This is a genomic window from Lentzea sp. CC55, assembly GCF_021056325.1.
Classification (GTDB): domain Bacteria; phylum Actinomycetota; class Actinomycetes; order Mycobacteriales; family Pseudonocardiaceae; genus Lentzea; species Lentzea jiangxiensis.
This window is the reverse complement of the sequence record NZ_JAJCXE010000027.1, coordinates 158,066-169,406: the sequence shown is the minus strand read 5'-3', so window position 1 is coordinate 169,406 and position 11,341 is coordinate 158,066. Positions and strand designations below refer to the sequence as shown.

Sequence of the window (11,341 nt, the reverse complement as noted above, 5' to 3'; positions counted from 1 at the left end):
CAACCAGTTCCGCGTGCTCACGCTGGTGGGCCTGGTGAACTGGCTCGGCGTCGACACCGGCTACTACTGGGGCCACACGCTGCTCGGCTCGATGGTCAGCGTGTTCGGCGGCGCGGCCGCGCTGGTCGCGTTCGTCCGGCTGGCCACGCGCAGGTGAGCCTCGACCTCGTCCTCGGGTTCACGCAGGCGCTCGCCCTGACGATGAGCGTCGCCTTCGTGACGTACGTGTTCGTGATCGTGGTGCCGTACCTGCGGCGCAAACCGGCTCCCGTCGGCGAGCCGGGCTCGTTCGAGTGGCACTTCTTCGTGCCGTGCCGCGACGAGGAAGCCGTCATCGGCGGCACGATCCGGTACCTGCGCGAGACGTTCCCCATCGCGCACGTGTGGGTCATCGACGACGACTCCGACGACCGCACCGCAGGCGTCGTGCGGATGTTGAAGCGCAACGGCGGTGTGCGCGACCCGCAGATCCACCTCGTGCAACGCCAACGGCCGTATGCCCGCACTGGCAAGGGCAACGCGTTGAACGACGCCTACCGCACGTTGAAGATGTGGATGGGCCGGCGGGCGGACGCCGACCGCGCGATCGTCGTCGTGGTGGACGCGGACGGACGTCCCGCCCCGAACTGCCTGGAGGTCTGCGCGGCGACGCACCTCTTCGGCAACCCGCGCATCGGCGCCGTGCAGGTGGACGTGCGGATGATCAACGCGGGACAGCGCCAGCCCGGGGTGTCGCGGTGGCGGCGCGCGTTCGGCGCCGGGCTGGTGCGGATGCAGGACCTCGAGTTCCGCACGGCCATCGCGGCCATCCAGATGTCGCGCGGCGCCACCGGCACGATCTCCATGGGCGGCAACGGCCAGTTCACCCGGCTGTCCGCTTTGGACTCGATCGCCGGGCCGACCGGCAGTCCCTGGCGCGGCTCGCTGCTGGAGGATTTCGAGCTCGGCGTGCACCTGCTGACGGCGGGCTGGCACACCGGGTTCTCGCTGGACACGCACGTCAACCAGGAAGCCCTCTACTCGTTGCGGCGCTTCCTGGCGCAACGCACCCGGTGGGGTCAGGGGACGATGCAGTGCATGCGCTACCTGCGGCGCATCTGGGACTCCGACCACCTGACGACCCTCGGCGCCGCCGAGATGATGTACTACCTCGCGCAACCGTGGATGCAGTTGCTCGGCACGCTGATCTACCCGATCCCGATGGCGATGATGGCGTACCGGTTCGCGGTGTCGCCGTCCGAAGTCGTGGCGTGGTTCTTCGAAGGCGCGTGGATCCTGTTCACCGTCTACGGCGCGTTCGGTTTGCTCCCGTTCGTCCTGTGGGGACCGGTGTACCGCGCACGCTGCGAGCCCGTGGGGTTCTGGAGGTCGATCGGGTACGGGTTCGGTTACGCGTTGTACATCTACACCTTCTACATCACGTCGTGGCGTGCGCTGATCCGTTTGGTGCGCGGCCACAACGGCTGGACCAAGACGCGGCGCAACGAGGAGCGCGTGACGGGCAAGGTTGCTCTCGACGTGTGAGATGCATGTGTGTAACCGGTCACTTTGTAGACATCGGACAAAGACGTTCTCGAGTCTCCCTGGTTAACCTCGGTTCACTCGATTCCGCCTGGGAGGGAACGTGGCTCTCGCACTCGCGCCCCGTCGCACCGTGCTCGCCGACTTCGTGCCGGGGGCACTGGTCCGCGACCTGACCCTGGTCGTCGCCGGTGCCGCTCTCACCGGTCTCGCCGCTCAGGTGGCGCTGCCGATCCCCGGCAGCCCTGTGCCGCTGACCGGCCAGACGTTCGCCGCACTGCTCGTGGGTGCCGCTCTCGGCTGGCAGCGCGGCGCGACCTCGATGCTGCTGTACCTGATCGCCGGTGTCGCGGGCGTCCCGTGGTTCCAGGGCGGCTCGTCCGGCGTCCCGGTGTCGCTCGGCTACGTGGTCGGCTTCGTCTTCGCCGGTGCCCTGGTCGGCTACCTGGCCGGACGCGGCGGCGACCGCACGCCGTTGCGCACCATCGGCACGATGGCGCTGGGCAACCTGGCGATCTACTCGGTCGGCGTGCCGTGGCTGATGGCGATGACCGGGATGTCGTTCGGCAAGGCGCTGGCCGTCGGCGTGCTGCCGTTCCTGGTCGGTGACGCCCTGAAGATCGCACTCGCCGCCGGTGTGCTGCCGGGAGCCTGGGCGCTGGTGCGCCGCCGGTAGCTTGGACCGGGTGATCACACCCGAGGAGTACCTGTCGTTCTTGGACGCGCGTCTGCCCGGTCTCGTGGCAGGCGCGCATCTCCACGGCTCGCGCGTGCTGGGCGACGTGGTCGCGGACTCGGACCTCGACATCGTGGTCGAGCTGTCGTCCCCCGCCGAGGTGCCCGGTTTCGAGGGCGCCGACGTCGCTGTCGTGCCGGCGGGCTCGTTGGAGAAGCCGGTTTCCGCCGTGACGCCGTTGGCCGGTGAGATCACTCCCGTGCTGTGGCAACAACTGCGGACCGTCGGTCAGACCGTGCGCGGCACACGTCCCACCTGCCCCGTCACCGCGGCCGAGGTCGAGGACTACTGCCGCGGGAACCTCGTCAGCTACTGGAAGGTCGACTTCGACCGCCTCCGCGAAGTGCTGCCCTCGCTGGACCCGGCGGCGCCGATTCCCCGCGAGTCCTTGCTGTGGGTGGGCCTCGGCCCGGCTCGGCTCTGGCACACGATCCGCACCGGCGAGATCGTCAGCAAGTCCCGCGCCGGCGAACTGGCCGCCGCCCGCTGGCCCGACCTGCCGGTCCTCGACCTGGTGGCGTCCCGCCGGGGTGCGGACGTGCCGCTGACCGTCGCGCACGCCGCGGCCTCGCTCGACCTGTTCGACCGGATCCTGACCGACGTAACGACGTAGGTTCCGCGGCCGAGAAGTCCGCGTGACCACGCATACCCCCGAAGAGCTGGGCTGCCTGGCGGGCGGCCCGGCCCGCGCGGCCGAGGTGGCCCTGGCCCGCCTGGTGCGGGCAGGCCTGGTGCGCCTCTCCCGCGAAGGCGTGGTGAGCGCCGTCCACGTCCCCGGCCGAGGCCCGTCCACACCTCTCGAGACGTACATCCTGCGGAACACGCGCTACGGCCGCTCGCTGCACGACGTCCTGCACGGCGCGGCGTCCTCGGCCGAAGCGGCGGGCCTGCGCGGCCACCTGGCGGACCGCCGCCTGCTGCGCCACCGCCGTTCGCTGCGCCCCCGCCTGCACCCGTGGCTGTTCATCCTCGCGTTCGGTCTGGTCGCGATCGGGTTCCTCGACTGGTCGTGGCCGGAGGTCGTTCGCCCCGTGACGTCGTTCGTCGGCGGCTTCGCGCCCGGCCTGCCCGACTGGTCCTGCTACGCGGCCGGTGCCCTGCTGTTCGTGTGGGGCACCGTGCTGGCGACCCGTGATCCCGGCCGCCTGCGGACCCGGTCCGGTCACCTGGCCCTGAGGCGGGCCGAGCGACGCGTGTCGCCGCAGGACCCGCTGGGCGCGGTGGCGGTGTGCGGGTTGCGCGGCCGGGTCGGCGGGCTGGCGGTGGCGGGGATGTTCGGGCTCTCGGCCGCTGTGGCCGGGATGCTGCCGCACCGGGACCCGTCTTCGAGCGGCAGCTGCGGAAGCGGGTGCTCGTCCAGCTCCTGCGGCGGTGACGGGAGCGGCGGTTGTGGTGGTGGGTGCGGCGGAGGTGGCGACTGAGCGCGTAACGGCTTGGCGGTCGAACCCGACAGGCGCGGCATGAGTCTGTGGACGAAGCACGACATCGAAGGCAAGGTGTGCGCGGCACTCGGGAACGTAACTCTCGTGAACAAGGAAAAGGGTCACCACTTCGCACGCCCCTACATGACGGCCTACCAGCTCGCGCTCAAGGTCCACGAAGTCGATCCGGACCTGGCGGATCAGCTCGACAAGAAGCTGGGCGGCTCGGACGGCGACCAGCGGGACAGCCTGGCGCGCTACCTCGCCAACCAGCTGTCCAGGCGGATCAAGCGGCAGGGCGAGGGCTTTCCCGTGGAAGGTGCGTTTCTGTCGAACGACCGGGTGGAGGCGCTCCAGTACACGACGAGCGACGGCAAATCCTTGACCAGCAGCGTCAGCCGCACCGGGAAGGACCTGTCGTTGTTCCGCTTGCGCGAGACGCCGGAGCCCGACCCACTCCGCCACTCCTGACCGGGGCTGTCGGACCCGCCGGGTACGGTCTGTCCCGTGCCTGAAGTCCCCCCCACCCTGAGCCTGCTCGAAACCGCCGTCCACGCCGTCGGCGGTGCGGAGCGCCCCGGTCAGGTGGAGATGGCCGAGGCCGTCGACCACTCGATCCGCACCGGCGAGCACCTCGCGGTCCAGGCGGGCACGGGCACGGGCAAGTCGCTGGCGTACCTGGTGCCGTCGATCCGGCACGCGGTGGCCGAGGAGGAGACGGTGGTGGTCTCGACGGCCACGATCGCCCTGCAGCGGCAGCTGGTGGACCGGGACCTGCCGCGGCTCGCCAAGGCGCTCAAGAAGGATCTGGGGCGGGAGCCCACGTTCGCCATCCTCAAGGGCCGCAGGAACTACCTGTGCATGCACCGCGTGCACAACGGGGCGCCCGACGAGCCGGAGGACGACGCGCTGTTCGACCCGTTCGCGGTGTCGAAGCTCGGGCGTGAGGTGAAGCGGCTGCACGAGTGGTCGTCGGACACCGAGACCGGTGACCGCGACGAGCTGGTGCCCGGTGTCAGCGAGCAGGCGTGGCGGCAGGTCAGCGTCACGGCCAGGGAGTGCCTCGGGGTCAGCAAGTGCCCGATCGGGTCCGACTGCTTCGCGGAACGGGCGCGAGCCGAGGCGGGCAAGGCCGACGTCGTGGTCACGAACCACGCGATGCTCGCCATCGACGCGTTGGAGGGCTACCAGATCCTGCCGGACCACGACGTGGTGGTCATCGACGAGGCGCACGACCTGGTCGACCGCGTCACGTCCGTGGCCACCGAGGAGCTCAGCGGCGCGTCCGTGTCCATGGCGGCGCGCCGGTGCGGCAGGCTCATCGACCAGGACATCGCGGACAGGCTCGCCGAGGCGGGCGACGGGCTCGCGATGATCCTCGAGGACATGCCGTCCGGCCGGCTCGACGCGCTGCCGCGGGCGCTCGCGGGGGCGCTGGCGGCGACGCGCGACGCGGCGCACAACTGCGTGTCCGCGATGGGGCCGGAGAGGAAGGAAGACCCGGACGGGGCGACGGCGCGCAAGCTCGCGCTGGCGTTGCTCGAAGAGGTCCACGACTGCGCGGTGCGCGTGCTGGAGGCGTTCGACGAAGAGCGCGACGTCGTGTGGGTGTCGGGCGACTTCAACCAGAAGGCGCCGTCGCTCAGGGTCGCGCCGCTGGGTGTGGGCGGGCTCCTGAGGGAGCGGCTGTTCGCCAAGCGCACCACGGTCCTGACGTCGGCGACGCTGACGCTCGGTGGCGCCTTCGACGCGATGGCGCGCCAGTGGGGGCTGCCGCCGTCGGAGAAGGTCCGCAAGATCGAGGGCGCGGCGACCGAGAAGGACATCGACGGTCCGAAGTGGACCGGTCTCGACGTCGGCTCGCCGTTCCAGCACGGCACGAGCGGAATCCTCTACGTGGCACGGCACCTGCCGCAGCCGGGCAGGGACGGGCTGCCGCCGGAGTACCTCGACGAGATCGAGGGCCTCGTGAACGCGGCGGGCGGTCGCGCGCTCGGGCTCTTCTCCTCGATGCGGGCGGCGAAGGCGGCCACGGAGGCGTTGCGGGACAAGCTCGACCACCCGATCCTCTGCCAGGGCGACGACGCGACGGGCCTGCTGGTCAAGAAGTTCGCCGAGGACGAGCGCTCGTGCCTGTTCGGCACGCTGTCGCTGTGGCAGGGCGTCGACGTGCCGGGCCCGAGCCTCCAGCTCGTGATCATGGACCGGATCCCGTTCCCGCGCCCGGACGACCCGCTGGCCTCCGCACGGCAGAAGGCGGTGAACTCCCGTGGCGGCAACGGCTTCCTGACCGTCGCCGCCACGCACGCGGCCCTGCTGATGGCCCAGGGTGCGGGCCGCCTGCTGCGGTCGATGTCGGACAAGGGCGTGGTGGCCGTCCTCGACCCGCGCATCGCCACTGCGCGTTACGGCGGTTTCATCCGCGCCTCCCTCCCCCCGTTCTGGACGACCTACGACCCCGAGGTGGTCCGGGCGGCCCTCAAGCGCCTGGACGCGGCTCGGACGAAGTGATCCGCTCGACCAGCTCGTCGCGGTAGGCCTGGGCTTCCGGCAGTTCCGGTTCGGAGCCGTCGGCCTGCTTCAGCGCGCCTTCGAGGAGCTTCAACGCCTGCCGCTCGTCCCCGCGCGCGTCCGCCTGCCGGGCCGCGTTCTCCAGAGCTCGGGCCAGCTTCGTGCGCGCCTCGGGTTCCTGGGCCGCCTTGGTGATCCGGATCCAGTTGCCGGCCGGGTCGACGACGGCGAACCCGGTGTACCGGTCGTTGCGCACCCGCGGCCGGGTCATCCGCGGGATGCCGGAGATGAGCACCTTCCCGTGCACCGCGCGCATCCCCGCCGCGAACGCCTCGTACAACGGCCCGGTGTCCTCGACGACGACCACGCACGTGCTGTGCGAGTTCTCCGGAACGTGTCCCTCCAACCCGTAGAAGTGCAGGTTGAGGTCCTCACGCTGTAACGCGACATACGGGTTCGGCCGGGTCTGCCGATAGGTGACCGAGAAGCCGAGCATCTCGTAGAAGGCCGCCATCTCGTCGATGTCGGCACAGGGCAGGAGGGGGATCGTCAGTTCGTTTGCCACCGCCCGAAGCTAAGCCTGGCATCGTCGAAACGACACCGAGCTATTTGCTCAAGCGAACAGCATCACGATGCCGCCGAGCAAGAACAACGCCGACACCACGGCGATGGCGAGCACCCGTCCACGCGACGCCCCGGCGTGCTTCAAAGCGATTCCCAACGGACCGATTCCAGCCACAACAGCCCCTTTCGAAGGCATGGCAACGGCGGCGCGCACGGTCCCGAACGCCACCCCCAACGGCGACATGCCGAGTTCGTGCGCCCCTACGACATCTGCTTCCCACTGCTCGCGATAACGGTCATCACCCACAACCGCCGCCGCGAACCGCACCAACAACAACGCCGCTCTCACTGCGCCGTCCTCGGCACCAACCGCGGCGCCGGAGCAGCCCGCGCCACCACCCGGCGCGCTTCCGCCGCACCTTCGGGCGTCAGCCGGTACATGCGCCGGCGCGGCCCACGCCGTTCGGCGTCGTCGTCCCAGGCCGAAGTGACCCAACCGGCCCGCTCCAGGCGGTCCAGCAGCGGGTAGACGCTCCCGGACGGCCTGCCGGTGAGCTTGATGACCTCCAGGCCCCACCGCGGCTCCTCGGCGTCGAGCAGCACCTCGAGCACGTCGACCGTGGCCTTGCCGATGCGTTGCAGTGGCTCCACGCCACTAAGACTACCTATGTAGATTAAGGCGTTCAAGCAGCTCTTCGCGGAACCGCAGCGCCGACGCCCGCTCCTCCTCCGAGGCGTGCACCTCCCGCGCCAGCGCACCTTCGAGGATCTTCAACGCCTGCCGCTGGGCACCGTGCGACCCGGCCAGCGTCACCGCGCTGGTCAACGCCCGCGACAGGCCGTTCGACCGCACGGATTCCGGCACGGCCGGCACCACGCGGATCCAGTTGCCGCCGGGATCGACCACCAGGAACCCGTCCCGCCGGGGCCGAGTCATCCGCGGGATGCCGGTGAGCAGCACCTGCCCGTACACCGCGCGCATGCCCGCGGCGAACACCTCGTACAGCTCCCGCGGATCCTCCACCTGGATCAGGCACGAGCTGTACGACCGTTCGGCGTCGTGGCCGGGGACGCCGAAGAAGTGGAGGTTGATCTCCTCGCGCCGCACCGAGAGGTAGGCGTTCGGCCGGTGCTGCCGATAGGTGACGGTGAACCCGAGCATCACGTAGAACTCGGCCACCTCGTCGATGGACTCGCACGGCAGCAGCGGGATCGTCACCTCGTTGGCCACGCCGCCACGCTAGACCCGCAGGTCAGCCGTCGACCAGCAATCCGCGCAACGGTCCTTGCAATCTTCCGGCACGGCGGGACACGCCGGGCAGCGACGTCACCCGCGCCGGACGCTCCAGCGCCGGACGCCACATCCCGTCCACGACCTCGTGCACGGGACCGGAGACGTCGCCCTCGAGGCCGTGCAGGTGCTCCGCCCACAGCTGGAGCCGCGTCGCCCGCACGACGTCCGCGTCGTCGGTCACGACGTTGACCTCGGTGTCGTTGAACAGCGAGTGCTCGTTGAGGTTCGCCGAGCCGACGGACATCCACTTGTCGTCCACGATGCACAGCTTCGCGTGCACGTAGACGGGCGCGTCACCGTGGGAGACGAGGGTCGCGGCGAGGACGTGCTTGCCGGGATCGGCGTCGAGCATCCGGCCGAGCTGCCCGCGCGTGGTGTCGGCGCCGTTGCTCGGCTTCTGCGGCAACACCAGCACCAGCCGGAAGTCCGGCGAGGGCGGGTTGCTCAGCTTCTCCAGCAGCACCTCGGTGATCTCGGGCGACCACAGGAACTGGTTCTCCACGTACACGAACGACTCCGCCGCCCGCAGCGCCCGCAGGTACGAGTCGAGCAGGCTGAAGTCGCCGTGCGGGGAGAAGTCGTAGGTCTTCTCCGGGACCGTGCGGACCAGCTGCACCGACGAGGACCCGGCCTCGGGCGGCACCTCCGGCGCGGGCAGGGTCTCCCCCGCGATCTCGAGCCAGCGCGCGGCGAAGTGCGCGGCCACCTCGGCGACGACGGGCCCTTCGAGGCGCGCGATGTGGTCGTGCCAGCCGAGGTCGCGCGGCGGGTGGTCCGGCGAGTCGTGGCGGTCGCCCTCCACGGCGGTCATGTCGAGGCCTCCGACGAACGCCACGTCGTCGACGATCACGATCTTCTCGTGGTGGCAGTGCAGGGTGCGTTCGCGCGCGTCGAGCTCGCAGCGGACCGCACCGCACTCCAGGAACGCCTTCTGCGCCGCCAGAGCGCGCTTCCGCGTCGGTTCGAAGAACGGCACGGGCGGGCCCGCCCACAGCAGCACGCGCACCGGCACCCGTTCCGCGGCGGCCGACAGCAGTTCGCGCAGCTGCGGCGCCCCCGGTTCGCGGGTCAGCCGGAAGTCGGGCGACGCGTGCCAGTTCGCGATGTGGACGTACTTCTGCGCGCCCTCGATCGCCTTCGCGATGACGGGGAACGCGTTGGCCCCGTCCACCAGGACCTCGATGCGGTTGCCGTGCTGCACCGGACGGCGCGGGGTGAACCACCCCGCGCCGTCGCCTTCGAGCACGTCGCCCCACCCCAGCCGCCGCAGTCTTCGCGTGTGGTGAGAGCAGAGCAGATTCTCCAGCCCGTCGCCGAGCCGGGCGTCGAGAACGTCGAGTAGGCCCACGAGACGCGGATTTACCCGATTCACGCGCTTCTAAACAGCGAGCACCGTGGTCGTGCCGGGTTCGACCTCCGTGAACCCCGCGTCCCGCACCGCCACGACGTCGTCACGGCCGAGCAGCGCGTCCCACTCGGCCGGGGACGGCGTGCGCACGGCGCAGCGGTAGTCCAGGTCCGCCCACGCCTTGAGCTCGGTCTCGGACAGCCGTGGAGCCAGCAGCATCGACGCGTGCCCGACCTGGGCCGCGAGCTTGCCCGCGGACATCTCGACGCGCGGGTTCACGTACAGCAGCCGGGCGCCCTCCGGCACCTCCCCCGGCTCGTCCACGGGCAGCTCGGAGCCCGAGATCTGCAGCTTGGCGACCTCGCGGGGCGTCTCGGACACCAGCACGGGCAGCAGCGACCGCACCGACGCCCCGTCCACGGTGATCGTCACACCCGGCAGGTCCTGCACGGCCTCCCACTGCACGCCACGAGCCCGCCGCGACACCTTGCGGATGCGCCCGGCCACCCAGGCGCGAACGGCCTCGTGCCACTCCCCGCCCACGTCGGCACGGGGGTCGAGGCACACCGCGACCGCCGAAGCGGCCGCGGCCTCCAGCAGCGCCGTCCTGGACGGCGGGTCGACGCGTTCGATGCGCAGCACCATCGGCATCGCGCGGACTTCGGACTCCTCGGCGTAGTTCCGGGAGGCGATCAGGTCGAGGATCATCACAGCCGGGTCAGCTCCAGGCCGTCCGCGGCGTCCGCGGCCTCCACCTCGGCCCGCGTGACGCCGAGGATGAACAGCACCGCGTCGAGGAACGGGTGCGACAGCGCGGTGTCCGCCACCTCGCGCAACGCCGGCTTGGCGTTGAACGCGATGCCGAGGCCCGCCGCGTTGAGCATGTCGATGTCGTTCGCGCCGTCGCCGACCGCGACGCACTGGGCGAGCGACACGCCCACCTCCTCGGCGAACCGGCGCAGCGCGACCGCCTTGCCCGGCCTGTCGACGATCTCGCCGACGACCTTGCCGGTCAGCTTGCCGTCCACGACCTCGAGCGTGTTCGCGGCGCAGAAGTCGAGCTGCAGCTCGTCGGCGAGGCCCGTGATCACCTTCGTGAACCCGCCGGACACGACGCCGCAGAAGAACCCGAGGCGCTTCAGCGTGCGGATCGTCGTGCGCGCGCCTGCCGTGAGCTCCAGCGACGCCGCGACCTCGTCCAGCACCTTCTCGTCGAGGCCCTCCAGCAGCGCGACCCGCCGGCGCAGCGACTCGGCGAAGTCGAGCTCACCGCGCATCGCGGCCTCGGTGATCTCGCGCACCTGCTCCTCGCACCCGACGTGCGCGGCCAGCATCTCGATCACCTCGCCCTGGATGAGCGTGGAGTCGACGTCGAAGACGACCAGGCGCTTGGCGCGGCGGGTCAGCCCGGCGCGTTCGACGGCGATGTCGAGGCCCACCCGCACCGACACGTCGGCGAGCGCGGACCGCAGCTCGGCGTCGTTCTCCAGCGTGTCGTCGGCGACCGAGACGCGCAGCTCCAAACCCGTGACGGGGTAGTCGGCGACACCGCGGATGGCGTCGATGTTCACGCCGAGCGACGCCAGCCGGCGCGCGACCTCGGTGAACGCCTTCGCCGTGACCGGGCGGCCCAGCACGATCAGCACGTGCGAGGACTCCAGGCGCGCGCTGCGCTTCGAGTCGGCGCCGACCTCGATCTCCACCTGCATCGAGACGGTGGCCATGGCCTGCTCGACCGACTCCTGCAGGCCCTCCGGGTCGTGGTCGGTCGAGACCAGCGCGCCGAGCACCAGCCGGCCCCTGATGACGACCTGCTCCACGTCCAGCACCTCGACGCCGTGCCTGGTCAGCACGGCGAAGAGCACGGAGGAGACACCGGGCTTGTCGGGTCCGGTCACGGTGATGAGCACGGGCGTTTTCACGTCGTCGTCTCCTCGTAAGACGCG

The 11,341-nt window shown here is 70.8% G+C and carries 12 protein-coding genes and 1 pseudogene; 6 read left to right on the top strand and 7 right to left on the bottom strand.

What is annotated here, in order from left to right; translation table 11 throughout:
* Window positions 1–201 precede the first annotated feature (201 nt).
* From L6E10_RS23485 to L6E10_RS23460, 6 genes and pseudogenes are all read left to right on the top strand, one after another.
* Window positions 202–1,524: a glycosyltransferase gene (locus L6E10_RS23485; RefSeq protein ID WP_236221748.1), complete on the top strand. Its 1,323-nt coding sequence runs from the start codon at window positions 202–204 to the stop codon at window positions 1,522–1,524.
* 100 nt (window positions 1,525–1,624) lie between these two features.
* Window positions 1,625–2,197, top strand: a complete 573-nt coding sequence (locus tag L6E10_RS23480) for a biotin transporter BioY (RefSeq protein WP_236221686.1) — start codon at window positions 1,625–1,627, stop codon at window positions 2,195–2,197.
* Window positions 2,198–2,207: 10 nt separating this feature from the next.
* Window positions 2,208–2,870, top strand: a complete 663-nt coding sequence (locus L6E10_RS23475; protein ID WP_236221685.1) for a nucleotidyltransferase domain-containing protein — start codon at window positions 2,208–2,210, stop codon at window positions 2,868–2,870.
* A 10-nt stretch (window positions 2,871–2,880) separates the two neighbouring features.
* Window positions 2,881–3,678, top strand: a pseudogene (locus L6E10_RS23470) (TIGR04222 domain-containing membrane protein); the annotation flags it as partial.
* Between the two features lie 105 nt (window positions 3,679–3,783).
* Window positions 3,784–4,149, top strand: a complete 366-nt coding sequence (locus tag L6E10_RS23465; RefSeq protein WP_236221684.1) for a hypothetical protein — start codon at window positions 3,784–3,786, stop codon at window positions 4,147–4,149.
* A gap of 120 nt (window positions 4,150–4,269) precedes the next feature.
* Window positions 4,270–6,189, top strand: coding sequence for an ATP-dependent DNA helicase (locus L6E10_RS23460; protein ID WP_236221747.1), 1,920 nt, complete (start codon window positions 4,270–4,272; stop codon window positions 6,187–6,189).
* Here L6E10_RS23460 and L6E10_RS23455 read toward each other — a convergent pair.
* Genes L6E10_RS23455 through serB form a run of 7 tightly spaced genes read right to left on the bottom strand, consistent with a single transcriptional unit; the run spans window position 6,158 to window position 11,317 of the window.
* The gene (locus tag L6E10_RS23455; RefSeq protein WP_236221683.1) at window positions 6,158–6,754 is read right to left on the bottom strand and encodes a hypothetical protein; all 597 of its coding nucleotides are present in this window, start codon (window positions 6,752–6,754) and stop codon (window positions 6,158–6,160) included. The genes L6E10_RS23460 and L6E10_RS23455 overlap by 32 nt on opposite strands.
* 48 nt (window positions 6,755–6,802) lie before the next feature.
* Complete coding sequence (locus L6E10_RS23450) at window positions 6,803–7,102, bottom strand: hypothetical protein (RefSeq protein ID WP_236221682.1); 300 nt, start codon at window positions 7,100–7,102, stop codon at window positions 6,803–6,805.
* Window positions 7,099–7,404 (bottom strand): helix-turn-helix transcriptional regulator, encoded by a 306-nt coding sequence (locus L6E10_RS23445; RefSeq protein WP_236221681.1) that lies wholly within the window; start codon window positions 7,402–7,404, stop codon window positions 7,099–7,101. The genes L6E10_RS23450 and L6E10_RS23445 overlap by 4 nt, the downstream gene beginning before the upstream one ends.
* A gap of 10 nt (window positions 7,405–7,414) precedes the next feature.
* Window positions 7,415–7,984, bottom strand: coding sequence for a VOC family protein (locus tag L6E10_RS23440; protein ID WP_236221680.1), 570 nt, complete (start codon window positions 7,982–7,984; stop codon window positions 7,415–7,417).
* A gap of 22 nt (window positions 7,985–8,006) precedes the next feature.
* Entirely contained in the window at window positions 8,007–9,395 is a 1,389-nt protein-coding gene (locus tag L6E10_RS23435; protein ID WP_236221679.1) for a phospholipase D family protein, read from the bottom strand.
* Between the two features lie 30 nt (window positions 9,396–9,425).
* Window positions 9,426–10,103 carry a peptidyl-tRNA hydrolase gene (locus tag L6E10_RS23430; RefSeq protein WP_236221678.1) on the bottom strand — a complete coding sequence of 226 codons (678 nt, stop codon included), beginning with the start codon at window positions 10,101–10,103 and terminating at the stop codon, window positions 9,426–9,428.
* Window positions 10,103–11,317 carry a phosphoserine phosphatase SerB gene (gene serB / locus L6E10_RS23425; RefSeq protein WP_236221677.1) on the bottom strand — a complete coding sequence of 405 codons (1,215 nt, stop codon included), beginning with the start codon at window positions 11,315–11,317 and terminating at the stop codon, window positions 10,103–10,105. The genes L6E10_RS23430 and serB overlap by 1 nt, the downstream gene beginning before the upstream one ends.
* Between the last annotated feature and the right edge of the window lie 24 nt (window positions 11,318–11,341).